Annotated in this window: 25 protein-coding genes; 22 read left to right on the plus strand and 3 right to left on the minus strand. The window is 61.2% G+C overall.

The features are described 5' to 3' along the window. The first annotated feature begins 3 nt into the window (after positions 1-3). From AC3WP7_RS02750 to AC3WP7_RS02830, 17 genes are all read left to right on the plus strand, one after another. On the plus strand, positions 4-1,626 hold the full coding sequence (locus tag AC3WP7_RS02750; RefSeq protein WP_071488761.1) for a methyl-accepting chemotaxis protein: 1,623 nt from the start codon (positions 4-6) through the stop codon (positions 1,624-1,626). Beyond that, a complete protein-coding gene (locus tag AC3WP7_RS02755; RefSeq protein WP_102591690.1) occupies positions 1,626-2,138 on the plus strand; it encodes a chemotaxis protein CheW in 513 nt (170 codons plus the stop codon). Before AC3WP7_RS02750 ends, AC3WP7_RS02755 begins: the two co-directional genes overlap by 1 nt. Further along, on the plus strand, positions 2,135-3,394 hold the full coding sequence (locus AC3WP7_RS02760) for a CheR family methyltransferase (RefSeq protein WP_102591689.1): 1,260 nt from the start codon (positions 2,135-2,137) through the stop codon (positions 3,392-3,394). Before AC3WP7_RS02755 ends, AC3WP7_RS02760 begins: the two co-directional genes overlap by 4 nt. After that, the gene (locus AC3WP7_RS02765) at positions 3,391-4,092 is read left to right on the plus strand and encodes a chemotaxis protein CheW (protein WP_092241104.1); all 702 of its coding nucleotides are present in this window, start codon (positions 3,391-3,393) and stop codon (positions 4,090-4,092) included. The genes AC3WP7_RS02760 and AC3WP7_RS02765 overlap by 4 nt, the downstream gene beginning before the upstream one ends. Continuing rightward, positions 4,089-6,353: a hybrid sensor histidine kinase/response regulator gene (locus AC3WP7_RS02770; protein ID WP_071488765.1), complete on the plus strand. Its 2,265-nt coding sequence runs from the start codon at positions 4,089-4,091 to the stop codon at positions 6,351-6,353. Before AC3WP7_RS02765 ends, AC3WP7_RS02770 begins: the two co-directional genes overlap by 4 nt. Then, complete coding sequence (locus AC3WP7_RS02775; RefSeq protein ID WP_102591688.1) at positions 6,350-7,360, plus strand: chemotaxis response regulator protein-glutamate methylesterase; 1,011 nt, start codon at positions 6,350-6,352, stop codon at positions 7,358-7,360. The genes AC3WP7_RS02770 and AC3WP7_RS02775 overlap by 4 nt, the downstream gene beginning before the upstream one ends. A gap of 51 nt (positions 7,361-7,411) precedes the next feature. After that, the gene (locus tag AC3WP7_RS02780) at positions 7,412-8,413 is read left to right on the plus strand and encodes a diguanylate cyclase (RefSeq protein WP_012722554.1); all 1,002 of its coding nucleotides are present in this window, start codon (positions 7,412-7,414) and stop codon (positions 8,411-8,413) included. A gap of 175 nt (positions 8,414-8,588) precedes the next feature. Further along, a protein-coding gene (gene prfB, locus AC3WP7_RS02785; RefSeq protein ID WP_102591687.1) for a peptide chain release factor 2 occupies positions 8,589-9,684 on the plus strand; the annotation gives its coding sequence in 2 pieces (ribosomal slippage) (positions 8,589-8,660 and positions 8,662-9,684; 1,095 coding nt in all). Positions 9,685-9,765: 81 nt separating this feature from the next. Beyond that, a complete protein-coding gene (gene lysS, locus AC3WP7_RS02790; protein ID WP_058425327.1) occupies positions 9,766-11,268 on the plus strand; it encodes a lysine--tRNA ligase in 1,503 nt (500 codons plus the stop codon). Between the two features lie 106 nt (positions 11,269-11,374). Beyond that, complete coding sequence (locus tag AC3WP7_RS02795) at positions 11,375-12,091, plus strand: TetR/AcrR family transcriptional regulator (protein WP_092241110.1); 717 nt, start codon at positions 11,375-11,377, stop codon at positions 12,089-12,091. A gap of 16 nt (positions 12,092-12,107) precedes the next feature. Continuing rightward, entirely contained in the window at positions 12,108-12,656 is a 549-nt protein-coding gene (locus AC3WP7_RS02800) for a hypothetical protein (RefSeq protein WP_102591686.1), read from the plus strand. 21 nt (positions 12,657-12,677) lie between these two features. After that, positions 12,678-13,955: a flavohemoglobin expression-modulating QEGLA motif protein gene (locus AC3WP7_RS02805; RefSeq protein ID WP_010212629.1), complete on the plus strand. Its 1,278-nt coding sequence runs from the start codon at positions 12,678-12,680 to the stop codon at positions 13,953-13,955. 27 nt (positions 13,956-13,982) lie between these two features. Further along, positions 13,983-14,888: an alpha/beta hydrolase gene (locus AC3WP7_RS02810; RefSeq protein ID WP_102591685.1), complete on the plus strand. Its 906-nt coding sequence runs from the start codon at positions 13,983-13,985 to the stop codon at positions 14,886-14,888. Beyond that, positions 14,885-15,211: a PA3694 family proteiin gene (locus AC3WP7_RS02815; protein WP_092241116.1), complete on the plus strand. Its 327-nt coding sequence runs from the start codon at positions 14,885-14,887 to the stop codon at positions 15,209-15,211. Before AC3WP7_RS02810 ends, AC3WP7_RS02815 begins: the two co-directional genes overlap by 4 nt. A gap of 154 nt (positions 15,212-15,365) precedes the next feature. After that, positions 15,366-15,503: a hypothetical protein gene (locus tag AC3WP7_RS02820; protein WP_156682175.1), complete on the plus strand. Its 138-nt coding sequence runs from the start codon at positions 15,366-15,368 to the stop codon at positions 15,501-15,503. Positions 15,504-15,678: 175 nt separating this feature from the next. Beyond that, the gene (locus tag AC3WP7_RS02825; protein WP_139216842.1) at positions 15,679-16,089 is read left to right on the plus strand and encodes a hypothetical protein; all 411 of its coding nucleotides are present in this window, start codon (positions 15,679-15,681) and stop codon (positions 16,087-16,089) included. Between the two features lie 99 nt (positions 16,090-16,188). Next, positions 16,189-16,545 carry a hypothetical protein gene (locus AC3WP7_RS02830; RefSeq protein ID WP_139212836.1) on the plus strand — a complete coding sequence of 119 codons (357 nt, stop codon included), beginning with the start codon at positions 16,189-16,191 and terminating at the stop codon, positions 16,543-16,545. A gap of 76 nt (positions 16,546-16,621) precedes the next feature. On the opposite strand, the gene lptF is transcribed toward AC3WP7_RS02830, so the two are convergent. The 3 genes from lptF to AC3WP7_RS02845 all read right to left on the minus strand — a co-directional run bounded on the left by lptF (position 16,622) and on the right by AC3WP7_RS02845 (position 18,490). Then, positions 16,622-17,407, minus strand: a complete 786-nt coding sequence (gene lptF / locus AC3WP7_RS02835) for a lipotoxin F family OmpA-related lipoprotein LptF (protein ID WP_071488772.1) — start codon at positions 17,405-17,407, stop codon at positions 16,622-16,624. Between the two features lie 53 nt (positions 17,408-17,460). After that, entirely contained in the window at positions 17,461-17,886 is a 426-nt protein-coding gene (locus tag AC3WP7_RS02840) for a DUF4398 domain-containing protein (protein ID WP_092241122.1), read from the minus strand. A gap of 259 nt (positions 17,887-18,145) precedes the next feature. Then, entirely contained in the window at positions 18,146-18,490 is a 345-nt protein-coding gene (locus AC3WP7_RS02845; protein ID WP_092241124.1) for a pilin assembly protein, read from the minus strand. Between the two features lie 184 nt (positions 18,491-18,674). Between AC3WP7_RS02845 and ppc the strand changes: the two genes are divergently transcribed. The 5 genes from ppc to AC3WP7_RS02870 all read left to right on the plus strand — a co-directional run bounded on the left by ppc (position 18,675) and on the right by AC3WP7_RS02870 (position 24,344). Further along, positions 18,675-21,302, plus strand: a complete 2,628-nt coding sequence (ppc, locus tag AC3WP7_RS02850; protein WP_092241126.1) for a phosphoenolpyruvate carboxylase — start codon at positions 18,675-18,677, stop codon at positions 21,300-21,302. A gap of 279 nt (positions 21,303-21,581) precedes the next feature. Then, positions 21,582-22,229 (plus strand): adenylate kinase, encoded by a 648-nt coding sequence (gene adk / locus AC3WP7_RS02855; protein WP_010212617.1) that lies wholly within the window; start codon positions 21,582-21,584, stop codon positions 22,227-22,229. Between the two features lie 90 nt (positions 22,230-22,319). Next, positions 22,320-23,003: a tRNA (adenosine(37)-N6)-threonylcarbamoyltransferase complex dimerization subunit type 1 TsaB gene (gene tsaB, locus AC3WP7_RS02860; protein WP_092241129.1), complete on the plus strand. Its 684-nt coding sequence runs from the start codon at positions 22,320-22,322 to the stop codon at positions 23,001-23,003. A 190-nt stretch (positions 23,004-23,193) separates the two neighbouring features. Further along, a complete protein-coding gene (locus tag AC3WP7_RS02865) occupies positions 23,194-23,484 on the plus strand; it encodes a hypothetical protein (RefSeq protein ID WP_058425317.1) in 291 nt (96 codons plus the stop codon). Continuing rightward, entirely contained in the window at positions 23,484-24,344 is an 861-nt protein-coding gene (locus AC3WP7_RS02870) for a DUF72 domain-containing protein (protein WP_093527678.1), read from the plus strand. Before AC3WP7_RS02865 ends, AC3WP7_RS02870 begins: the two co-directional genes overlap by 1 nt. The last annotated feature ends 27 nt before the right edge of the window (positions 24,345-24,371 follow it).

The following is a 24,371-nucleotide window of genomic DNA, read 5'->3' on the forward strand; positions in this document are numbered from 1 at the left end:
ACTGTGAAGAACTGGACCTTGCGCCAACGCATCCTGGCAAGTTTTGCGGTCATTATCGCCATCATGCTGTTAATGGTCGTGGTCTCTTATTCACGGTTGCTGAAGATCGAAACCAGTGAAGTCGCGGTGCGCGACGACGCGGTGCCCGGGGTCTACCTCAGCTCCATGATCCGTAGCGCGTGGGTCGACAGTTACCTGCAGACCCTGGAGTTGATCGGCCTGCGTGAAGACAAGGGGCTCACCGACACCGACAAAGCCGACTTCAAGTCCTATGAAGCGCGCATCCTGCAGCAGATGGCCAACTACCAGGCGACCATCAGTGGGGGCGAGGACCAGGCCGAGTTCGATAAATTCGAAATCCAGCACCAGGCCTACAACAAGGCGCTGGCTGCCGTCGTAGAGCGCCTGCAGAACAAGGACATAGCTGGCGCACGCAAACTGTTCGATACGCAGATGACGCCAAGCTGGGTCGCAGGCCGCATGAAGCTCAACGACATCATCACCGAGAACAAGAACGTCGCCGACCGTGCGACCAACGCGATTGATGATGCAGTATCCGCCGCGAAAATCAGCATGTTTGTATCGCTGGCCCTGGCAATCCTCGCTGCCGGCCTGTGCGGCCTGCTGCTGATGCGCGCGATCATGGCGCCGATGCAGCGCATCGTCGATATCCTCGAAACCATGCGCGACGGTGACCTGAGCAAACGCTTGAACCTGGAACGCAAGGACGAGTTCGGCGCGGTCGAAACCGGCTTCAACGACATGATGACCGAGCTCACGGCCCTGGTGTCCCAGGCCCAGCGCTCGTCGGTGCAGGTGACCACCTCGGTGACCGAGATTGCCGCCACCTCCAAGCAGCAACAGGCCACCGCCACCGAAACTGCCGCCACCACCACCGAGATCGGCGCTACCTCCCGCGAGATCGCGGCCACCTCCAAGGACCTGGTGCGCACCATGACCGAAGTGTCCACCGCCGCCGACCAGGCCTCGGTTGCCGCCGGTTCCGGCCAGCAAGGCCTGGCGCGCATGGAAGAAACCATGCACTCGGTGATGGGCGCCGCCGACCTGGTCAACGCCAAGCTGGCGATCCTCAATGAGAAGGCCGGCAACATCAACCAGGTGGTGGTGACCATCGTCAAGGTCGCCGACCAGACCAACCTGCTGTCGTTGAATGCCGCCATCGAAGCCGAGAAAGCCGGTGAATACGGGCGTGGTTTTGCCGTGGTTGCCACCGAAGTGCGGCGTCTGGCCGACCAGACTGCCGTGGCCACCTACGACATCGAGCAGATGGTGCGCGAGATCCAGTCGGCGGTGTCGGCGGGCGTGATGGGCATGGACAAGTTCTCCGAAGAAGTACGCCGCGGCATGTTCGAAGTGCAGCAAGTGGGCGAGCAACTGTCGCAGATCATCCACCAGGTACAGGCGCTGGCGCCGCGGGTTTTGATGGTCAATGAAGGCATGCAGGCCCAGGCCACCGGTGCCGAGCAGATCAACCACGCCCTGGTGCAACTGGGCGATGCCAGCAGCCAGACCGTCGAGTCCCTGCGCCAGGCCAGCTTTGCCATCGATGAGTTGAGCCAGGTGGCGGTCGGTCTGCGCAGCGGCGTGTCGCGTTTCAAAGTCTGATGAGCGACCTCGCGGCTAAACGCGGCGCCGTCCCGGCAGCGAAAAAGGCGTTGTTCCTGGTGTTCCACATCGGCAACGAACGTTATGCCCTCAAGGCCACGGAAGTGGCCGAGGTGCTGCCGCGCCTGCCATTGAAACCGATTGCCCATGCGCCGCTCTGGGTGGCGGGCATCTTTGCCCATCGCGGCGCGCTGGTGCCGGTGATCGACCTCAGCGCCCTGACTTTCGGCACCGCTGCCCAGGCGCGTACCAGCACGCGGCTGGTGCTGGTCAATTACCAGCCGGAGCCCTGGCGCGAGCCGCGTTGGCTGGGGTTGATCCTGGAACAGGCCACCGACACCCTGCGCTGCGACCCGGCCCAGTTCCAGCCCTATGGCCTGGACAACTGCCAGGCGCCGTACCTGGGACCGGTGCGCGAAGATGCGCAGGGCCTGATGCAGTGGATCGGCGTGAATGACCTGCTGACCGACGACGTGCGCGCCGTGCTGTTTTGCCCCGGGTTGAGCCTATGAGCCACGATCCGCGGTTCTTTGCCTTCCTGAAAGAACGCATCGGCCTGGACGTTGCCTCGGTCGGCGAAGCCATTATCGAGCGGGCGGTGCGCCAACGCACTCAGGCGGTCAACGCGCTGACCCCCGGTGAATACTGGCAGTACCTGCAAAGCTCCCAGGATGAACAGCAAGCGCTGATCGAAGCGGTAATCGTCCCGGAAACCTGGTTTTTCCGTTACCCCGAATCCTTTGCGACCCTGGCCCGCCTGGCCAAGGCGCGCCTGGCCGAAATCAAGCAGATGCGCGCACTGCGCATCCTCAGCCTGCCGTGCTCCACCGGTGAAGAACCTTATTCGATCGCCATGGCGTTGCTGGATGCCGGGCTGGCGCCGCATCAGTTCAAGGTGCAGGGCGTGGATGTCAGCCCGTTGTCGGTGGAGCGCGCACGGCGTGGGGTGTATGGCAAAAACTCCTTTCGCGGCGGCGATATCGCCTTCCGTGACCGCCATTTCACCGAGTACGGTGACGGTTATCACATTGCCGACCGCGTGCGCGAACAGGTGCGCCTGCAAGTCGGCAACCTGCTCGACCCGACACTGCTGGCCAATGAGGCGAGCTACGACTTCGTGTTTTGCCGCAACCTGCTGATCTACTTCGACCAGCCGACCCAGAAACAAGTGTTCGAGGTGCTCAAGGGCCTGACCCACGTGGACGGCGTGCTGTTTATCGGTCCGGCCGAGGGCAGCCTGCTGGGGCGCCACGGCATGCGTTCGATTGGTGTGCCGCAGTCCTTTGCGTTCAGTCGGCATGCCGAGCCGGTCAAGCCCGAGCCGGTATTTGTGCCGAGCGCCGCGCCCGTCCCGCAACGCAGTGCGGCACCGATCCCGAGCAAGCCACGGCCTTTCAGCAAGGCCAGCGCCCAGGTGGTGCCGATCAAGACGGTGCAAACCGATGCGGGCGACTTGCTCAGCCGCATCGCTACCCTGGCCAACGAAGGCAAAAGCGCCGAAGCCCGCGCTGCATGCGAACAGTATTTGAGTAACCATCCGCCGGCCGCCCAGGTGTTCTACTGGCTGGGGCTGCTCAGCGATGTGGCCGGCAGCGCCCTGGAAGCCCAGGGTTATTATCGAAAGGCCTTGTACCTGGAACCCCAGCACCCGCAGGCCTTGATGCACCTGGCGGCGTTGCTCGAGTCCCAGGGCGACAGTGCGGGGGCGCGCCGCTTGCAGGCGCGTGCCGCGCGGAGTGAGCGAGCTGACAGTGAGTCCAAACGATGAGTAACACCGACGCACTCGATACCGCAGGGCTGGACCTGACCCTGGCCGATACCCAGGCCATCGACGACTGCTGGAACCGCATCGGCATCCATGGCGACAAGTCCTGCCCGCTGCTGGCGGACCATATTCACTGCCGCAACTGCTCGGTGTACTCGGCAGCGGCCACACGTTTGCTGGACCGTTATGCCTTGCAGCAGGATGATCATCGTCCGGTTGCCGCTGCTGACGTCGGCGAAGACGTGGTCACCCGCTCCCTGCTGATGTTCCGCCTCGGTGAGGAATGGCTGGGCATTGCCACCCGCTGCCTGGTGGAAGTTGCGCCGCTGCAACCGATTCATTCGCTGCCCCACCAGCGTTCCCGCGCCTTGCTCGGCGTGGCCAATGTCCGTGGTGCGCTGGTGGCGTGCCTGTCGCTGGTGGAACTGCTGGGCCTGGATGCCACCGGCAACGGCGCCAGCGGTGGGCGCATCATGCCGCGCATGTTGATCATCGCCGCGCAGGATGGTCCGGTGGTGGTGCCGGTGGATGAAGTCGACGGCATCCATGCCATCGATGAGCGCACCTTGAAGGCCGCCTCGGCCTCGGGCGCCCAGGCCAGTGCGCGCTTCACCCAAGGCGTGTTGCAGTGGAAAGGCCGCAGCCTGCGTTGGCTGGACGAGGCGCAATTGTTGTCTGCCGTGACCCGGAGCCTCACATGACCCCCGACCAGATGCGCGATGCCTCGCTGCTGGAACTGTTCAGCCTGGAAGCCGATGCGCAGACTCAGGTATTGAGCGCGGGCCTGCTGGCCCTGGAACGCAACCCGACCCAGGCCGATCAGCTTGAAGCATGCATGCGCGCGGCGCACTCGCTCAAAGGCGCCGCGCGGATCGTTGGGGTGGACGCCGGAGTCAGCGTGTCCCACGTCATGGAGGATTGCCTGGTCAGTGCCCAGGAAGGTCGCCTGTACCTGCAACCCGAACATATCGATGCGCTGCTGCAAGGCACCGACCTGCTGATGCGCATCGCCACGCCGGGCAATGATGTGGGGCCGGCGGACATCGACGCCTATGTGGCGTTGATGGAGCGCTTGCTGGACCCGTCCCAGGCGCCTGTGCCAGAGCCAGCGCCCATCGTCGAAACACTGCTGCCGGAGCCCGAACCCGAACCGGAGCCCGCGCCGCCGGTGGTCGCCGAGCCGCCACGCCAGAACAAACGCATGACCGAAGGCGGCGAACGCGTGCTGCGGGTGACCGCCGAGCGTTTGAACAGCCTGCTCGACCTGTCGAGTAAATCCCTGGTGGAGACCCAGCGGCTCAAGCCGTATCTGGCCAGCCTGCAGCGTCTCAAGCGCCTTCAGAGCCAGAGCGTGCGAGCGCTGGATACGCTGGACGGGCAACTCAAGACTCAACAACTGCCGCTCGAAGCCCAGGAAGCCCTGGCCGACACCCGCCGCCTGCTCAGCGAAGCCCAGGCCCTGCTGGCGGAAAAAACCGCTGAACTGGACGAGTTTGGCTGGCAAGCCGGCCAGCGCGCCCAAGTGCTGTATGACACCGCGCTGGCCTGTCGCATGCGCCCGTTTGCCGATGTGCTGGCCGGGCAAGTGCGCATGGTGCGCGACCTCGGTCGCAGCCTGGGCAAACAGGTACGCCTGGAGATCGAAGGCGAAAAGACCCAGGTCGACCGCGACGTGCTGGAAAAGCTCGAAGCGCCACTCACTCATTTATTGCGCAATGCCGTCGACCACGGCATCGAAATGCCTGAGCAACGTCTGCTGGCGGGCAAGCCGGCGGAAGGTTTGATCCGCCTGCGCGCCTCCCATCAGGCCGGGTTGCTGGTGCTGGAATTGAGCGATGACGGTAATGGCGTCGACCTGGAGCGCCTGCGCGGCACCATCGTCGACCGGCACCTGTCACCGGTGGAAACCGCCCTGCGCCTGAGCGAAGAAGAACTGCTGACGTTCCTGTTCCTGCCGGGGTTCAGCCTGCGCGACAAGGTCACCGAAGTGTCCGGGCGCGGGGTCGGCCTGGATGCGGTGCAGCATATGGTCCGCCAACTGCGTGGCGCGGTGGTGCTGGAACAGACGGCGGGGCAGGGCAGTCGTTTCCACCTGGAGGTGCCGCTGACCTTGTCGGTGGTGCGCAGCCTGGTGGTGGAGGTCGGCGAAGAAGCCTACGCGTTCCCGCTGGCCCATATCGAACGCATGTGCGACCTGGCGCCCGACGACATCGTGCAACTGGAGGGCCGCCAGCATTTCTGGCACGAGGGCCGGCATGTCGGGCTGGTCGCCGCCAGCCAGTTGTTGCAGCGCCCGGCGGGGCAGAGTCAGTCGGACACCTTGAAAGTGGTGGTGATCCGCGAGCGTGATGCGGTGTATGGGATTGCCGTGGAGCGCTTTGTCGGCGAGCGTACGCTGGTGGTGTTGCCGCTGGATGATCGCCTGGGCAAGGTCCAGGATATTTCCGCCGGTGCCTTGCTGGACGACGGCTCGGTGGTGTTGATCGTCGACGTCGAAGACATGCTGCGCTCGGTGGACAAACTGCTCAACACCGGCCGCTTGGAGCGCATTGCCCGGCGCAGCCAGCAAACCACCGAGGCACCGCGCAAGCGGGTGCTGGTAGTGGACGACTCGCTGACAGTGCGCGAACTGCAACGCAAATTGCTGCTTAATCGTGGTTATGAAGTGGCCGTGGCGGTCGATGGGATGGACGGCTGGAACGCCTTGCGTTCCGAAGACTTTGACCTGTTGATCACTGATATTGATATGCCTCGTATGGACGGTATTGAATTGGTCACACTCTTGCGCCGTGACAGTCGCCTGCAATCGTTGCCGGTGATGGTGGTGTCCTACAAAGACCGTGAAGAAGACCGACGTCGTGGACTGGACGCCGGCGCCGACTATTATTTAGCCAAAGCCAGTTTCCACGATGACGCCCTGCTGGACGCCGTGGTGGAGCTGATCGGAGGCGCACGGGCATGAGGATTGCGATCGTCAATGACATGCCCCTGGCGGTAGAGGCCTTGCGCCGCGCCTTGAGTTTCGAGCCCGCGCACGAAGTGGTGTGGGTGGCCAGCAACGGCCTGGAAGCGGTGCAGCGCTGCGTCGAGCTGACCCCGGACCTGATCCTGATGGACCTGATCATGCCGGTGATGGATGGCGTGGAGGCTACCCGCCAGATCATGGCCGAGACCCCGTGCGCCATCGTCATCGTGACCGTCGACCGCCAGGCCAACGTCAGCCGGGTGTTCGAAGCCATGGGCCATGGCGCCCTGGACGTGGTGGACACGCCGACCCTGGGCGTGGGCAATCCCAAGGATGCGGCGGCGCCGCTGCTGCGCAAGATCCTCAATATCGGCTGGCTGATCGGCCAGCGCGGCAGCCGTGTACGCGCCGAAACCGTCACGCCGCGGACTACCGGCAAACGCCAGAGCCTGGTGGCCATCGGGTCTTCGGCAGGTGGCCCGGCTGCCCTGGAAATCCTGCTCAAGGGCTTGCCCCGGGACTTTCCCGCCGCCATCGTACTGGTGCAGCATGTGGACCAGGTGTTCGCCGCCGGCATGGCCGAGTGGCTGAGCAGCGCCTCCGGCCTGCCGGTACGCCTGGCCCGCGAGGGCGAGCCACCGCAAAGCGGGGTGGTGCTGCTGGCCGGTACCAACCACCACATTCGTTTATTGAAGAATGGCACGCTAGCCTATACCGCAGAGCCGGTGAACGAGATTTACCGGCCGTCGATCGACGTGTTTTTCGAAAGCGTGGCCAGCCACTGGAATGGCGATGCCGTCGGCGTGTTGCTGACCGGCATGGGGCGCGACGGGGCCCAGGGCCTAAAATTGCTGCGTGAACAAGGTTATTTGACCATCGCCCAGGATCAGCAAAGCTCGGCGGTGTACGGCATGCCCAAAGCGGCGGCGGCGATTGATGCTGCTGTTGAAATTCGCCCACTGGATAGAATTGCGCCCCGATTGCTGGAGGTCTTTGCCAAATGAACAAGGCCTCTTGCGGTGCTGGCTTGCAGGCAGTAATTCAGGTGACTGCACATGAATGATTTACAGATCGACGACATCAAGACCGACGAAAACGCCGCCATGGTGTTGCTGGTCGACGACCAGGCCATGATCGGCGAAGCCGTGCGGCGTGGCCTGGCCCATGAAGAAAATATCGACTTCCACTTCTGCGCCGATCCGCACCAGGCGATTGCCCAGGCGATCCGCATCAAGCCGACCGTTATCCTGCAAGACCTGGTAATGCCCGGCCTCGATGGCCTGACCCTGGTGCGCGAATACCGCAACCATCCGGCCACGCAGAACATCCCGATCATCGTGCTTTCCACCAAGGAAGACCCGCTGATCAAGAGCGCGGCGTTTTCGGCCGGGGCCAATGATTACCTGGTCAAGTTGCCGGATAACATCGAATTGGTGGCGCGCATTCGCTATCACTCGCGCTCCTATATGACCCTGTTGCAGCGGGATGCGGCGTACCGTGCGTTGCGGGTCAGCCAGCAACAACTGCTGGACACCAACCTGGTGCTGCAACGGCTGATGAACTCCGATGGCCTCACCGGGCTGTCCAACCGTCGCCATTTCGACGAGTACCTGGAACTGGAATGGCGGCGTGCCATGCGTGACCAGACTCAGTTGTCGTTGTTGATGATTGATGTGGATTTCTTCAAGACTTATAACGACAGCTTCGGGCATGTCGAGGGTGACGAGGCTTTGCGCAAGGTGGCGGCGACCATCCGAGAGGCCAGCAGTCGGCCTTCGGATTTGCCGGCGCGCTATGGCGGTGAGGAGTTTGCCCTGGTGCTGCCGAATACCTCGCCGGGCGGGGCGCGGTTGGTGGCCGAGAAGCTGCGGATGGCGGTGGCTGCGCTGAAAATTCCGCACATTGCGCCGACCGAGGGTTCCAGCCTGACCATCAGCATTGGTTTGTCCACGATGACGCCGCAGCAGGGCACGGATTGTCGGCAGGTGATTGTGGCGGCGGACAAGGGGTTGTATACGGCCAAGCATAATGGGCGCAATCAGGTCGGTATCGAGTGACCTGAAGTCTTACCCCATTCAATGTGGGAGGGGGCAAGCCCCCTCCCACATTGGGATCTTGATGGGTCTTGGGTTGTGTACAAATCCTGCCTTTTCGCCCAGCGGACTGCCGTTCCCCCCCATTTGCCGTTATACTCGCCGGCTTTCAAAAGTTCGCCAACGAGTGCTGCCCGCCATGGAAATCAACCCGATCCTTAACACCATCAAGGACCTGTCCGAGCGCTCCGAAACTATTCGGGGGTATCTTTGACTACGATCAAAAGCATGAGCGTCTGACCGAAGTCAATCGCGAGCTTGAAGATCCTGCTGTCTGGAACAAACCTGAATACGCCCAGGAACTGGGGCGCGAGCGCGCTGCGCTGGCGCAGATCGTCGATACACTTGACGAGCTGAACACCGGTCTGGCCGATTGCCGTGACCTGCTGGACATGGCCGTCGAAGAAAACGACGAAGGCGCAGTGGGCGATGTCGTCGCCGAGCTGGCCCGTCTCGAGGAAAACCTCGCCAAACTCGAATTCCGCCGCATGTTCAGCCATGAAATGGACCCGAACAACGCCTACCTGGACATCCAGGCCGGTTCCGGCGGCACCGAGGCCCAGGACTGGGCCAACATCCTGTTGCGCATGTACCTGCGCTGGGCGGACAAGCGCGGTTTCGAAGCGACCATCATGGAGCTGTCCGCCGGTGAAGTTGCCGGAATCAAGGGCGCGACCGTGCACATCAAGGGTGAGTACGCCTTTGGCTGGCTGCGTACCGAAATCGGCGTGCACCGCCTGGTGCGCAAGAGCCCGTTCGACTCCGGCAACCGTCGCCACACCTCGTTCTGCGCGGTGTTCGTCTCGCCGGAGATCGACGACAAGGTCGAGATCGAGATCAACCCGGCCGACCTGCGCATCGACACCTACCGCTCCTCCGGTGCCGGTGGCCAGCACGTAAACACCACCGACTCGGCCGTACGTATCACCCACGTACCGACCAACACCGTGGTCAGCTGCCAGAACGAACGTTCCCAGCACGCCAACAAGGACACTGCCATGAAAATGCTGCGGGCCAAGTTGTACGAGCAGGAAATGCAGAAACGCAACGCCGCATCCCAGGCGCTGGAAGACACCAAGTCGGACATCGGCTGGGGTCACCAGATCCGCTCTTATGTGCTGGATGCGTCGCGGATCAAGGATCTGCGCACTAACATCGAACGCAGCGACTGTGACAAGGTGCTCGACGGCGATATCGACGAATACCTGGAAGCCAGCCTGAAATCCGGCCTCTAAAGAACCTTGTAGGAGCGGGCTTGCCCGCGATCCCCAGCCGAAGGCTGGGGAAAACGTATCTGTGATGGAATTTCAAAAGACATGAGCGACCAACAACTCGACCCGCAAGCCCTGCAACAGGAAGAAAACTCCCTGATCGCCCTGCGCAAGGAAAAGCTTGCTGCCGAGCGCGCCAAGGGCAATGCCTTCCCCAACGACTTCCGCCGCGAAAACTACTGCGATGCCTTGCAGAAACAGTACGCGGACAAGACCAAGGAAGAACTGGCAGAGGCTGCGATCCCGGTCAAGGTGGCAGGTCGCATCATGCTCAACCGTGGCTCGTTCATGGTGATCCAGGACATGACCGGGCGTATCCAGGTCTACGTCAACCGCAAGACCTTGTCGGAAGAAACCCTGGCCTCGGTGAAAACCTGGGACATGGGCGACATTATCGCCGCCGAAGGCACCCTGGCCCGTTCCGGCAAGGGCGACCTGTACGTGGAAATGACCAACGTGCGCCTGCTGACCAAGTCGCTGCGCCCGCTGCCGGACAAGCACCACGGCCTGACCGACACCGAACAGCGCTACCGCCAGCGTTACGTTGACCTGATCGTCAACGAAGAAGTACGCCAGACCTTCCGCGTGCGTTCGCAAGTGATCGCGCACATCCGCAGCTTCCTGATGAAGCGCGACTTCCTGGAAGTCGAAACGCCGATGCTGCAGACCATTCCTGGCGGCGCCGCAGCCAAGCCGTTCGAAACCCACCACAATGCCCTGGACATGGAAATGTTCCTGCGTATCGCGCCGGAGCTGTACCTCAAGCGCCTGGTGGTTGGCGGCTTCGAAAAAGTCTTCGAGATCAACCGCAACTTCCGTAACGAAGGCGTTTCGACCCGTCACAACCCAGAATTCACCATGTTGGAGTTCTACCAGGCCTACGCCGACTACGAAGACAACATGGACCTGACCGAAGAACTGTTCCGCGAACTGGCGCAGCTGGTCCTGGGCAGCACCGACGTGCCGTACGGCGACAAGGTGTTCCACTTCGGCGAGCCGTTCGTGCGCCTGTCGGTGTTCGACTCGATCCTCAAGTACAACCCTGAACTGACCGCCGACGACCTGAACGACATCGACAAGGCCCGCGCCATCGCCAAGAAAGCCGGCGCCAAGGTGCTGGGCTTCGAAGGCCTGGGCAAATTGCAGGTGATGATTTTCGAAGAGTTGGTGGAGCACAAGCTGGAACAGCCGCACTTCATTACCCAGTACCCGTTCGAAGTGTCGCCGCTGGCCCGTCGCAACGACGACAACCCGAACGTCACTGACCGTTTCGAGCTGTTCATCGGCGGCCGTGAGATCGCCAATGCCTACTCCGAGTTGAACGACGCGGAAGACCAGGCCGAGCGCTTCATGGCCCAGGTGGCCGACAAGGACGCCGGCGATGACGAAGCCATGCATTACGATGCCGACTTCGTCCGCGCCCTGGAATACGGCATGCCGCCGACCGCCGGTGAAGGGATCGGCATCGACCGCCTGGTGATGCTGCTGACCAACTCGCCGTCGATCCGCGACGTGATCTTGTTCCCGCACATGCGGCCACAAGCGTAACCGTAGCGAAATCCGAAGCCGCCTTTTATAAGGCGGCTTTTTTATGTGGCGTTAATAAGCGTCAAGCAAACAGCGCCAGGTTTTGATCTATTCAAGGATGTGTGTCGTGAACCGCGTAACCGCTCAAGAAGGCGCCGCCGGCATTGCCGCTGCCGTGGCTGAAAGCGTCCAGTACCAGGGCCGCAAGGCCAGTCGTCGGGGCAGCGAGCAACGCAGGCAAGACATTCTCGATGCGGCCATGCGCATCGTGGTCCGTGACGGCGTACGGGCCGTGCGCCATCGAGCGGTGGCGGCGGAGGCGGGCGTGCCCCTGTCCGCCACCACCTATTACTTCAAGGATATCGATGACCTGCTCACCGATACCTTCGCCCAATACGTCGAGCGCAGCGCCGCATTCATGGGCAAGCTGTGGGTGCGTAACGAAGGCCTGCTGCGCGAAATGGTCGCCTATGGCGATGGCAGCCCCGAATCGCGTTCACAACTGGCCGATGACATTGCACGGCTGACCGCTGATTACGTCCTGCGCCAATTGACCAACCGCCGTGAATACCTGATGGCCGAGCAGGCGTTTCGCCAGGAAGCCCTGCTCAACCCGCGCCTGGCGGAGTTGGTGCGTTCCCACCAGCAGATTCTGTTGCAGGGCACCGGGCAGTTCTTCCAGGTGTTGGGCTCGCGCGAGCCGCAACAGGATGCCAAAGTGTTGACGGCGATAATCAGTCGGATGGAATATCAGGGCCTGCTGGGCAGCGCAGAGCCTCTGACCGGTGAAGAGATGCTTGAGATCCTCAAGCGCTATATGCATTTGGTGTTGGCTTCGGTCTGACACCGGGGGATGTCCAATGAAAGCCTGGCGCGTGGTTGCAATCGCCTTGTCGTTCCTGCTGCTCAGCGGTTGCCTGGTGACCTTCAAGGACCCGCTGCCAGCCCATGAGGCCGCGCCGCCGGCCCTGCTCGGCCAGTGGTCGAGCAAAAATGCCTGGGGCGAGCCGCTCAACCTGCATATCAGTGCCGTTGGTGAACACCGCTATAAAGCCGTGAGCTACCCTACAGCCAAGCCCGGCCAGCGTGACGAATACCTGTTTACCGTTTCGCGCCATGGCAGCCGCTGGTATTTGTCGGCGCCGCTGCCGGCCAAGCTGGGTGGGCATTTCATCCTGGCGGGGTTTGAGATCAACGAAAAGCACGAATTGGTGGTCTACAACCTCGACCTTGAGCAGATCCACCAAGCCATAGGCCAGCAGGCGTTGCACGGCAGCACCGTGGACACGGTCGAGGGCGCCGGGGTGCTGGTCGACAGCCCCTTGGACCAGGTGTTTGCCTACCTGGATGACCCGGCCAATGCCGATGTATTCGTGGAAGCCGTGCGCTACCAGCGCGCGGGCAAATAACGTTTAAAGAGGAAGCACCGGGTGGACGATTACCAGCAGACGATACGCACCTTGTCTGATCGCATTGTGCTGGCGCAAACACCGATTCGCGTCCTCGACGCCGTGAAGTGGGACGAAAACATTCGCCAGGGATTCCTCAAGGCCAAGGGCAAGGAAATGCCGGCGGTGAGCCGCGACTACTACCTCAATCGGCCACTGTCGTTCGACTCCAGTGCGGTGAAGCTGGAGTTCCAGAACATCGAGCGCGACATCACCCGCCGCCTCGGCCAATTCAGCCCGGTGGGGCAGATCATGCGCCGCATGTGCAAGGAATACCGCATGGTGGTGCGCATGCTCGAAGCGCGTGGTACCGAGGATTTCGGCCTGATTTCCCAGGAACTGTATGGCGCTGCCTCCGATGCGTTTCACGCCGGCGACCCGACCCTGGCTGACTTGGGCCTGATGCTTTCCGATTACCTTAACAATATCGATGGCCGTGGTGACCTGAAGGATGAGGCCAAGACGCTCACCGCCAAGGACGCCGTCGCCTTGTTGCAAACCCGCCTGAACAAGGTGTTCGGTGAGGCCGAAGAGACCATCCGCGTGTTCGAGTCCGACGGTATTGTCGCTGACGCCGCAGCGGGCGCCGACTACATCAAGATCCGCGCCGACGCGATGTTCAACGACCGCGACGTGCGCGCCCTGGAGGTGCATGAAGGCCTGGTGCATGTCGGCACTACCCTCAATGGCCAGAACCAGCCGATCTGCACCTTCCTGTCCAAGGGCCCGCCCTCGTCCACCGTGACCCAGGAAGGTTTGGCGATTTTGATGGAGATCATCACCTTCGCCTCCTACCCGAGCCGCCTGCGCAAGTTGACCAACCGCACCCGCGCCATCCATATGGTGGAAGAGGGCGCCGACTTCCTGCAGGTGTTCGAGTTCTTCCGTGAGCAAGGCTTTGAGATGGCTGAAAGCTACGGCAACGCCAGTCGTGTTTTCCGTGGTTCGGTGCCGACCGGTCTGCCGTTCACCAAGGACCTGTCCTACCTCAAGGGCTTTATCATGGTCTACAACTACATCCAGCTGGCCGTGCGCAAAGGCAAGCTGGAACAAGTACCGCTGCTGTTCTGCGGCAAGACCACCCTGGAAGACATGCGTACTCTGCGCCAACTGGTCGACGAAGGCCTGGTGGTGCCACCCAAGTACCTGCCCGAGCAGTTCCGCGACATGAACGCGCTGGCGGCGTGGATGTGCTTCTCCAACTTCCTCAACCACCTGAGCCTGGATCGGATCGAGGCGGATTACTCCAATATCCTTTAAACCGTGCTATTCGCGAGGCTTCAACGGATGAGAATCCTCGGCATTCTGTGCCTGCTACTCACATTGAACGGCTGCAGTTCCCTGCTGTTCTACCCCGAGCCCGGCCTGCCGTTCACGCCGGAAAAAGCTCACCTTCAATACCGTGACGTCACCCTCACCACTGCCGACGGCATAAAGCTCCACGCCTGGTGGCTACCGGCCAACCCCGGAGTGCCGCTCAAGGGAACGGTGCTGCACCTGCATGGCAACGGCGGCAATCTGGCCTGGCATCTGGGCGGCAGTTGGTGGTTGCCCGAGCAGGGCTACCAAGTGCTGTTGGTGGACTATCGCGGTTATGGCTTGTCGGAGGGGAAGCCATCATTACCGGCGATCTACCAGGATGTGGACGCGGCGTTCCAATGGATCGACAAGGCTCCCGAAACCCAAGGTCAGCCGTTGATAGTACTGGGCCAGAGCCTGGGTGGCGCATTGGCGGTGCATTACCTGGCCGCCCACCCGGAGCGCCAACCCCGGCTCAAGGCGCTGGTGCTGGACGGCGTGCCCGCCAGTTATCGTGACGTAGGACAATTCGCCCTGAGTACCTCCTGGTTAACATGGCCGTTTCAGGTGCCGTTGTCCTGGCTGGTCCCGGACGCCGACAGTGCCATTTACGCCATGCCCCGGCTGACAGGAGTACCCAAACTGCTGTTCCACAGCCTGGATGACCCGATCGTGCCGGTAGCCAACGGGATCCGCCTGTACCAGGCCGCACCGCCACCCAGGGTGTTGCAGTTGACCCGCGGCGGGCATGTGCAGACCTTTGCCGACAAGACCTGGCAAACCGTGATGCTGCGTTACCTGGATGACCCTCAGCACTTCAACGGCCTGCGTCGCCTGGGCGAAATCCCGAATTACCCGATTCCTAAAGTTGACTCATCAGAGAGCCCGCAATGAGCGAAGAACGCAATATGATCCCGCTGATCCTCACCGGTATCGGCACCATCATCGGTACTGTCGGTTGCCTGTGGTATTACGGCTACCTGCACTTCGCCAAGCCGGAAGATGCGTTGTTGCTCAGCGACTTCACCATGCTCAAGACCGTGCCCGGCGAGGACTACAAGATCTCCCTGGCGCCAGCCGCTCAGGTGGCGCAATGCGTGGATGGTGTACTGGTGATGTTCGACACTGAGCAGAAAGGCCTGAGCGGTGTGTTGGTGAATAACAAGAAACAGGCTGTGCGCTGCCTGGGGCAGGAAACACCACAACTCCAGCAGTAAGCCGGACGCATCGCACCTGGAATATCTGGAACCGTTTTGCGTAACAGACCACTCAAGGGCTTGTCAGCGTTCATGGTGAGATTTGCGAACCGCCAGCCAGGGGAGTGTCATGGTTATGTTGGGTGAGATAAGCGCGATAGACAGGATGTTGAAGATGTCCAGGACGCAGGAGCTCGTTGAAGCGCTCCGTGAAGCCGTCGACGATATCGCGAAAAAGGAGCAGGGGGAGCGGTCCCAGGAGAAACCTGGCTATGCAGGCTTCGAAAGCGACAAGCGTCCGATCAAATTCTAAGTGTGAAAAACCCACCGTTCCTGGTGGGTTTTTTATTTTCATTCCATCATTTATTACCAGCGTATACCGTCGGGAACTGATAGCTGTCAGCGACCACTGCTATATCGGTCAGGAGATCAAACCCGGACTCATGGGAAATTAAATTTGGAGTGAAATAATGAGATTGGACTCGTTGATGAGTACGGTTTTGATGAATACCCTCGCGACTATTCACACGACATGGAATGTTTTTACAGGGCAGGGTAGAGGTGGCAGGTGGAGCGGCAACACACTTCATTACTCCCGCTCTCAACCGAGCCAGCAACCAAGGTTTTCCGGCGCCCAACCGCCGGCGTTGCAACAACCGTCTACGGTCAACCATATCAACTATGTGTTCAACACGAATTATGTGAGTGTCGGGGATGTTAAGTCATCCCAGGTCGGCGTGCACGTCAATAGCGGCAACGGCAGTATGAATAACGGCAATTTCGGGAACTATGGAAATAACGGCAACAGCGGAAGTGGCAGCCGTTATGCCAATCACGGTAGCAACGGCAATCTTCGAAATTCCGCAAGCGCCAGGTTCTCCCAGCCTGGCCTGGCCTAGCGCATTCGCGCCTGAGGCGTCAAAGTTCAGAGCGTATTAATACAGTGTGGCTTGTTATGGCCTGGTTTATAAATTATTCAGTTTGGAGAGGGTATCAATATGACTCAGCGATTAGGCTCGCGATATGACCACTACACTCAATCTTATCCGCGTTATTCTGATGAGCACACTTGGAAGACGGTGGGAGGGCAACGGGTATGGGGTCGTGCACAAGGTGGCCGTGATAACGGTAACTACGGTAACTACGGCAATAACGGAAATCGCGGCGCACACAGTCACTATGCAAATCACGGGCAGAACGGCAATGAAATGATCGGCCGGTGGAGGGACTCGCTCGGTGACTACGCGGGTTTCGGCAACTACGGAAACTATGGGAATAATGGCAACTTCGGCGGGTTCAGCAGTTACATCAACTCTGGTCAGAACGGCAATCGCCGTGTGGGTATCAACTACTAAAATCTCAGTGCCTTTCAAATACACAAGAAATTAAAAAGCCCCGTCTATATAGACGGGGCTTTTAGGGCATCCAGCATCAGTTGGCGACGGAAGACCGTGGCTTGACCGGCTGGTTGTCGTTGGAGATGGTTACTTCAACGCGGCGGTTCATGGCACGACCGGAAACGCTGCCGTTATCGGCAACCGGGTATTCTTTGCCATAACCCTGGGTCACGATGCGCGAGATATCCACGCCCTGTTGCGCCAGTGCGCGTTGTACGGAGGCCGCACGACGCTCCGACAGGCTCTGGTTGTACGCATCGGAACCGGTGCTGTCGGTGTAGCCTTCGACGATCACTTTACGGTCCGGGTTATCGCGCAGGAACTGCGCCAGCTTGGTGATGTTCACCAGGCCGCTGGATTTCAGGTCGGACTTGTTGGTGGCGAACAGCACGTCACCGAAGGTCACCAGGGTGCCACGATCGGTCTGCTTGGCGTTCAAGCTGTCTTGCAGTTGCTTGATCTGCGCGTCACGGGCTTCCAGCAGGGCGCGGGCGCGTTCGTCACCGGCATTTTTCAGCTTGGCTTCGGATTCGCGCAGCACGATGGTGTCTTTGGCCACTTCAACGCGCTGGTTGGTCAGGTAGGCGAGTTGGTCAACTTTCTTCTCGTCTTCCTTGTCGCGGTAGGCCTTGTCTGCCTTGTCCAGCCATTCGCTGGCGTCTTTGGTCTCCAGCGCCGCGAGCTTGGTGGCCTGCGGGTTGGTCTGCAGGGAAGAGAAGTTGGTCCGTGCGTTTTCCAGGTTCGCGTTAGGCGGGGTGGAGCAGGCCGCCAGGGCAACGCTCATCGCCAGCAGGGCAGGGATCATCAATTGTTTACGCATAGTCGTGTCGTCCTTTCAATTCGATATCAAGTGCGAAGCAGTCAAGGGGCGTCTTACTTCGGCTGGATAGCAGCCGGACGCATGCCTTCCCTACGCAGTTCGTCAACAGCCTTCTGGGAATCCTTCACAGCCTGTTGAGCCTTGGCAGCCTGGGCCTTGCGCTCTGCGACGCGAGCGTCCCACTCGGCTTGTTCAGCCAACTGGCGAGCTTTGTCGTAGTTCTTGTCGTGCATGGCGATTTCAGCTTCTTTGAGCTTGTCCTGAGCCGACTTCATTTCCACAGCCGCAAACTCAGTGCCGCCAGCGCTGACTGCGCTGTTGACTGCGGACTGGGTCACCGCGTACTGCTCGGTCGGAGGGTTGCCGGCGCAGCCCGCCAGAACGAAGCTGGTGCCGATTGCCAGCGCGGCCAATTTGAGCCCGCGCAGGTGGTTAAACGAGGATTTGGCAGTGCTGGTCTTCATCGTCTTCAACTCCATTGGATAACTCCTGAAAAACATCAAAATCCATGTCACTGGTACTCGGCCGGGGCTTCAGGGTGATGTACAAAAAGCCCTTTAAAACGGCCGTTCCAAGTGATGGCTTACTGGCTGTGACCGGAGGCTTTTTTCAAAAGTTCAGAGAAGATGGCGATTTGCCTAAAAAAATATCTGACTGTTCGGTCAGCGAAAAAACTTGGAACTTCTGCGTTGCGCAGCGGTACGTCGGACCCATAAAGAGTCCGGCGTACAAGGGGTTTCAGTGGTTCGGTTTGTCGCTGCTTGCTGACAAGTCATGCAGATAGCGACGCGACAGTGTCAGAAAGCGCGGAGTAGGGCCGACATCTTCGTACAGCGGGTCGCCCTCTTCATCAGTCGCGATCACCTGCTGCCCCTTGATATACGGAAAGCTGGCTTCCAGCTCTTCCAGTGCGGCGCCGATCAGTTCGCCGAGCAGTTCTTCGGTGCTGCGCTTGGGGTACATCTCGGCGATCGCTGCCAGGCGTGCCGCAGCTTCCACATCCAGATGGATGGCGTACTCGGTCTTGGTCAGGCGACCCTTGGCGTTCTCTTCCCAATGCTGGGCCAGTTCTCGGATTTTCATGGCAACCTCAGTAAAGCCTGCGATAGCAGGCGGTGATGAGTGACCCGCCGCTCGCGCGGATAAACGCGGCGACTTAGTGTTGAGACTAGCTGCAACTCGCAAGGTTTAAAGTCTTGTCATAAATGAGCGCTGGCGGCACTCTGGCAAACCTGCGCGTCCCGGATTTCTGGCTGGAGATTGGCTGATGAGTGATATCGATGCACGCTTGCGTGAGGATGTTCACCTGCTGGGTGAACTGTTGGGCAACACCATTCGAGAGCAATACGGCGATGATTTCCTCGACAAGATCGAGCAGATCCGCAAGGGCGCCAAGGCCGACCGCCGTGGCGCAGGCGATGAACTGAGCACCAGCCTCAACCAGTTGCAGGAAGATGAGCTGCTACCGGTCGCCCGTGCCTTCAACCAGTTCCTCAACCTGGCCAACATTGCCGAGCAGTATCAGCTGATTCATCGACGCGATGAGTCGCAACCGGCACCCTTCGAATCCCGCGTATTGCCTGAGTTGCTGGCGCGCCTGCAAGCCGAAGGCCACAGCAACGAATCCCTGGCCCGCCAGTTGGGGCGCCTGGAGATCGAACTGGTCCTCACCGCCCACCCCACCGAAGTGGCGCGCCGCACCCTGATCCAGAAATACGATGCCATCGCCGCCCAATTGGCACTGCAGGATCACCGCGACCTCACCACGGCCGAGCGTGAGCAGATCCGCCAGCGCCTGCAACGCTTGATCGCCGAGGCCTGGCACACCGAAGAAATCCGCCGCACCCGGCCCACGCCGGTAGACGAAGCCAAGTGGGGGTTCGCGGTGATCGAGCATTCGCTGTGGCACGCTATTCCCAATTACCTGCGCAAGGCCGACCAGGCCCTGCACGCCGCCACAGGCCTGCGCTTGCCGCTGGAAGCGGCGCCGATCCGCTTTGCGTCCTGGATGGGCGGCGATCGTGACGGCAACCCGAATGTCACTGCACCGGTCACCCGCGAAGTGTTGCTGCTGGCGCGCTGGATGGCTGCGGATCTGTACCTGCGCGATATCGATCACCTGGCCTCCGAGCTGTCGATGCAGCGCGCCAGCCCGGCGTTGCAGGCCAGGGTCGGCGACAGCGTCGAACCCTATCGTGCCTTGCTCAAGCAACTGCGTGAACGCCTGCGTGCCACGCGCCAATGGGCGCATACGGCGTTGAGCAGCAGCACGCCAGCGCCTGCCGAGGTATTGCAGAACAACCGCGACCTGCTGGAGCCGCTGGAGCTGTGCTACCAGTCGCTGCACGAATGCGGCATGGGCGTGATTGCTGATGGGCCGTTGCTCGATTGCCTGCGGCGGGCGGTGACTTTCGGCCTGTTCCTGGTGCGGTTGGATGTGCGCCAGGATTCCAGTCGCCATTGCGCGGCCATGACCGAAATCACCGATTATCTTGGTCTCGGTCGCTACGAGGACTGGAACGAAGAGATGCGCATCAGCTTCCTGATGAAGGAACTGGCCAACCGTCGACCGTTGCTGCCGGGTTATTTCAAACCGTCGGCGGATACCGCCGAGGTGCTCAACACCTGCAAGGAAATCGCCGCGGCCCCGGCGGCGTCCCTGGGCTCGTATGTCATCTCCATGGCCGGCGCTGCTTCGGACGTGCTGGCGGTGCAGTTGCTGCTTAAAGAGTCAGGCGTGCAACGGCCGATGCGCGTGGTGCCGCTGTTCGAAACCCTGGCCGACCTGGATAACGCCGGCCCGGTGATCGAGCAACTGTTGCTGCTGCCGGGCTACCGCGCGCGGCTGCAAGGCCCGCAGGAAGTGATGATCGGCTACTCGGATTCGGCCAAGGACGCCGGCACCACTGCCGCTGCCTGGGCGCAGTACCGGGCGCAGGAACGCCTGGTGGATATCTGCCGTGAACAGCAAGTGGAACTGCTGTTGTTCCACGGGCGTGGTGGCACCGTGGGGCGTGGCGGCGGCCCGGCCCACGCGGCGATCCTGTCGCAGCCGCCTGGGTCGGTGGCGGGGCGCTTCCGTACCACCGAACAGGGCGAGATGATCCGCTTCAAGTTCGGCCTGCCGGATATTGCCGAGCAGAACCTCAACCTTTACCTGGCCGCCGTGTTGGAGGCGACCCTGTTGCCACCGCCGCCGCCCGAACCGGCCTGGCGCCATTTGATGGACGAATTGGCGGCAGACGGTGTCAGCGCTTACCGCGCCGTGGTGCGCGAGAATCCGCAGTTCGTGGAGTATTTCCGCCAGTCCACGCCGGAACAAGAGCTGGGCCGTTTGCCGTTGGGCAGCCGCCCGGCCAAGCGCCGTGCGGGCGGGATTGAAAGCCTGCGTGCGATTCCGTGGATCTTCGGCTGGACCCAGACCCGTCTTATGCTACCGGCCTGGCTGGGCTGGGAAGCGGCGCTGAGCAAGGCCCTGGAACGTGGTGAAGGCGACTTGCTGGGGCAGATGCGTGAGCAGTGGCCGTTCTTCCGCACCCGCATCGACATGCTGGAAATGGTGCTGGCCAAGGCCGACGCCGACATCGCCCGTCTGTATGACGAGCGCCTGGTGCAGCCGGACCTGTTGCCACTGGGTGCGCATTTGCGCGACCTATTGTCGCAGGCCTGCAAGGTGGTGCTTGGCCTGACTGGCCAGTCGCAGCTGCTGGCCCATAGCCCGGACACCCTGGAGTTCATCCGCCTGCGCAACACCTACCTCGACCCGCTGCACCTGTTGCAGGCCGAGTTGCTGGCGCGTTCGCGCCAGCAGGAAGCGGCACAGGACAGCCCTCTGGAACAGGCGCTGCTGGTCTCCGTGGCCGGTATTGCCGCCGGTTTGCGTAATACCGGCTAAGGTTTTTTGCATGTTCTCAACGGCTTGCAGATAAACCACGGCGGCCGCCCTGAAAAGGGCGGTCGGCGTTTATGGCGTCGGGTTGCACCCAGGCACACCCTACCTATGACGTAAGCGCTGCACGGGTTCCTGCGACTTTTGGCGGCTTGTGTGCTTAAGGCCTGCTGTGTATCTTGATCAGCCTTTGGCCGTTTGGGCGGCCCGAATTCTATTTTTACGCGATTGGCCCGCCGCGGCGAATCCGAGCGTCATCTCTATAAAAAATTGAGGAGCACATCAATGCGCGTCATTCTGCTGGGAGCTCCCGGGGCCGGTAAAGGTACTCAGGCAAAGTTCATCACTGAAAAATTCGGCATTCCACAAATCTCCACCGGCGACATGCTGCGCGCGGCCGTCAAGGCCGGCACCGAGCTGGGCCTGATCGCCAAGAGCGTGATGGACAGCGGTGGCCTGGTTTCCGATGACTTGATCATCAACCTGGTCAAGGAACGCATCAGCCAGGAAGACTGCAAGAACGGTTTCCTGTTCGACGGCTTCCCGCGCACCATTCCCCAGGCTGAAGCCCTGGTGAAGGCCGGCGTCGAGCTGGATGCCGTGGTCGAAATCGCGGTTGAAGACGAAGAAATCGTCCAGCGTATCGCCGGTCGTCGCGTCCACGAAGCCTCGGGGCGCGTGTATCACACCGTCTACAATCCGCCAAAGGTGGAAGGCAAGGACGACGTCACCGGCGAAGACCTGGTGCAGCGCAAAGACGACACCGAAGAAACCGTGCGTCATCGCCTGTCGGTCTACCATTCCCAGACCAAGCCGCTGGTGGACTTCTACCAGAAGCTGTCCGCCGCCCAAGGCAAGCCGAAGTACAGCCACATTCCTGGCGTCGGCTCGGTTGAGGCGATCACCGCCAAAGTGCTGCAAGCACTGAGCTGATCCCTCGACCGGCTTCATGGATAACGGCCCGCTTGCGGGCCGTTGTTGTTTATACTGGCGCACTTTTTTTCGACTTGGACACCTACACCGATGAGCACCCTGCTGGCCCTGGACACCGCGACTGAAGCTTGCTCCGTTGCCTTGCTGCACGATGGCAAGGTAACGAGCCACTACGAGGTGATCCCGCGCCTGCACGCGCAGAAGCTGTTGCCGATGATCAAGCAACTGCTGGAAGACGCCGGCACCACTCTGGCTGCGGTCGATGCCATCGCCTTCGGTCGCGGACCGGGTGCATTCACGGGTGTGCGTATCGCCATTGGCGTGGTGCAGGGCCTGGCGTTTGCGCTGGAGCGTCCGGTGTTGCCGGTGTCCAACCTGGCCGTGCTGGCCCAGCGCGCCTTGCGTGAACATGGCGCGCATCAGGTGGCGGCGGCTATCGATGCGCGCATGGATGAAGTCTATTGGGGTTGCTACCGCGAAACGGCGGGCGAGATGCGTCTGGTCGGCGTGGAAGCCGTGCAACCGCCGGAGTCATCGCAATTGCCAGCCGACGCCAGCGGCGATTGGTTCGGGGCTGGTACTGGTTGGGGGTATGGCGAGCGCCTCGCTGTGCCGTTGGTGGGCCAGGACGCGGCGATGTTGCCTCATGCCGAGGACTTGCTGACATTGGCACGTTTTGCTTTTGCGCGTGGCGAGGCGATTCCGGCCGACCAGGCGGCGCCGGTCTATCTGCGCGATAAAGTGGCGCAGACCAAGGCAGAGCGCGGCCTTTAATTGTGGCGAGCGGGCTTGCCCCGCATTGGGCTGCGAAGCAGCGCTAAAATCCCCCAAACTTGCACCAATCGTCAGAATTTTCCCTGGGTTTTAAACCTTTTTCAAATTATGTGTTCTAGTTATCACCAGAGCATTTGCGCACTACGGACAGTGCTGCCAAAATGCCATTACTGATAGCGAGTTCGCGCCCATGCGTATTGATGGCTTTTCCTCACAGTCTTACCCAATCAAGCGCAAGCCGCGTAAGGCGAACGTCACGGTGGATGAGTCGGTCGAGGACTCGCCGGACTTCATCGAAGTCCAAGCCGATGCGCAAGCCAACGCCCAAGCCCGTATCAGCGGTCTTCCCGCCCGTCAGCAAGACATGGTCTTCCCGCGCTCCATGAGCAAAAGCGTCGCCACCGCCCTGGCCAGCTACCTGACCACCGCCGGCTTTGTCGAATGGGATATGGAAGTGCTGGGCCTCGACATCCATATCTGATGCGTCTGCCTTACTACCTCGGTTGCCCGTCCTGGAGTGAAAATGCCTGGCGCGAGTACCTGTACCCCGCCGATGCCCGTTCCAGCGATTACCTCGCGCTGTACTCCCAGGTCTTCAACGCCGTTGAAGGCAATACCACGTTTTACGCCCGCCCCTCCGCCGCCACCGTGCAGCGCTGGGCCGAAATCATGCCTGACGACTTTCGCTTCACCGCCAAATTTCCCGGTGATATCAGCCACAGTGGCAACCTGATCGAGCAGCTACCGGCAGCGGAAAGCTTCGTGGGCTTGATGAGCCCGTTGGGTGAGCGGGTATCGCCGCTGTGGTTGCAACTGCCCGCGTCTTTCACCCCGCAGCGCCTGGGGGAGTTGGCAGGCTTTATCGATGGCTTGGAGCGGCCGATGGCGGTGGAAGTGCGCCACCTGGAATTCTTCGCCAAGGGGGATGCCGAGCGCATGCTTAACCGTTTGTTGCGTGACCGCGGCGTGGAGCGCATCTGCCTGGATCCGCGTGCGTTGTTCAGTTGCACGTCCACCTCGGCCGCCGTGCTGCACGCCCAATCCAAAAAGCCCAAGGTGCCACCCCGCCCGGCGGCGCTGACGCAGTTTCCCCAGGTACGCTTTATTGGCCATCCCGAATTGGAGGCCAACGATTCGTTCCTGATGCCATGGGTGGAAAAAGTCGCGGGCTGGATCGAAGAAGGGCGCACCCCCTACGTGTTCCTGCACACCTCGGATAACCGCCTGGCCGCGCAACTGGCCCTGCGTTTCCACGATCAACTGATGGCGCGCCTACCAGGCCTGCAGCCCCTGCCCGTGCTGGATCGTGCCCCCGCCGTGGAGCAACTGGGGTTACTCTAGGGCTCCTTTTTCCGCCAGGAGCCCGAC

The organism is Pseudomonas sp. FW305-3-2-15-C-LB1 (genome assembly GCF_058787615.1).

What these genes read in the sequence shown, in the direction of transcription:
- AC3WP7_RS02755 (WP_102591690.1), top strand. Translation starts at nt 1,626, where the DNA reads ATGAGCGACCTCGCGGCTAAACGCGGCGCCGTCCCGGCAGCGAAAAAG.
- AC3WP7_RS02760 (WP_102591689.1), top strand. Translation starts at nt 2,135, where the DNA reads ATGAGCCACGATCCGCGGTTCTTTGCCTTCCTGAAAGAACGCATCGGC.
- AC3WP7_RS02765 (WP_092241104.1), top strand. Translation starts at nt 3,391, where the DNA reads ATGAGTAACACCGACGCACTCGATACCGCAGGGCTGGACCTGACCCTG.
- AC3WP7_RS02770 (WP_071488765.1), top strand. Translation starts at nt 4,089, where the DNA reads ATGACCCCCGACCAGATGCGCGATGCCTCGCTGCTGGAACTGTTCAGC.
- AC3WP7_RS02775 (WP_102591688.1), top strand. Translation starts at nt 6,350, where the DNA reads ATGAGGATTGCGATCGTCAATGACATGCCCCTGGCGGTAGAGGCCTTG.
- AC3WP7_RS02780 (WP_012722554.1), top strand. Translation starts at nt 7,412, where the DNA reads ATGAATGATTTACAGATCGACGACATCAAGACCGACGAAAACGCCGCC.
- lysS (WP_058425327.1), top strand. Translation starts at nt 9,766, where the DNA reads ATGAGCGACCAACAACTCGACCCGCAAGCCCTGCAACAGGAAGAAAAC.
- AC3WP7_RS02800 (WP_102591686.1), top strand. Translation starts at nt 12,108, where the DNA reads ATGAAAGCCTGGCGCGTGGTTGCAATCGCCTTGTCGTTCCTGCTGCTC.
- AC3WP7_RS02810 (WP_102591685.1), top strand. Translation starts at nt 13,983, where the DNA reads ATGAGAATCCTCGGCATTCTGTGCCTGCTACTCACATTGAACGGCTGC.
- AC3WP7_RS02815 (WP_092241116.1), top strand. Translation starts at nt 14,885, where the DNA reads ATGAGCGAAGAACGCAATATGATCCCGCTGATCCTCACCGGTATCGGC.
- AC3WP7_RS02820 (WP_156682175.1), top strand. Translation starts at nt 15,366, where the DNA reads ATGTCCAGGACGCAGGAGCTCGTTGAAGCGCTCCGTGAAGCCGTCGAC.
- AC3WP7_RS02825 (WP_139216842.1), top strand. Translation starts at nt 15,679, where the DNA reads ATGAGTACGGTTTTGATGAATACCCTCGCGACTATTCACACGACATGG.
- AC3WP7_RS02830 (WP_139212836.1), top strand. Translation starts at nt 16,189, where the DNA reads ATGACTCAGCGATTAGGCTCGCGATATGACCACTACACTCAATCTTAT.
- lptF (WP_071488772.1), bottom strand. Translation starts at nt 17,407, where the DNA reads ATGCGTAAACAATTGATGATCCCTGCCCTGCTGGCGATGAGCGTTGCC.
- AC3WP7_RS02840 (WP_092241122.1), bottom strand. Translation starts at nt 17,886, where the DNA reads ATGGAGTTGAAGACGATGAAGACCAGCACTGCCAAATCCTCGTTTAAC.
- AC3WP7_RS02845 (WP_092241124.1), bottom strand. Translation starts at nt 18,490, where the DNA reads ATGAAAATCCGAGAACTGGCCCAGCATTGGGAAGAGAACGCCAAGGGT.
- ppc (WP_092241126.1), top strand. Translation starts at nt 18,675, where the DNA reads ATGAGTGATATCGATGCACGCTTGCGTGAGGATGTTCACCTGCTGGGT.
- adk (WP_010212617.1), top strand. Translation starts at nt 21,582, where the DNA reads ATGCGCGTCATTCTGCTGGGAGCTCCCGGGGCCGGTAAAGGTACTCAG.
- tsaB (WP_092241129.1), top strand. Translation starts at nt 22,320, where the DNA reads ATGAGCACCCTGCTGGCCCTGGACACCGCGACTGAAGCTTGCTCCGTT.
- AC3WP7_RS02865 (WP_058425317.1), top strand. Translation starts at nt 23,194, where the DNA reads ATGCGTATTGATGGCTTTTCCTCACAGTCTTACCCAATCAAGCGCAAG.
- AC3WP7_RS02870 (WP_093527678.1), top strand. Translation starts at nt 23,484, where the DNA reads ATGCGTCTGCCTTACTACCTCGGTTGCCCGTCCTGGAGTGAAAATGCC.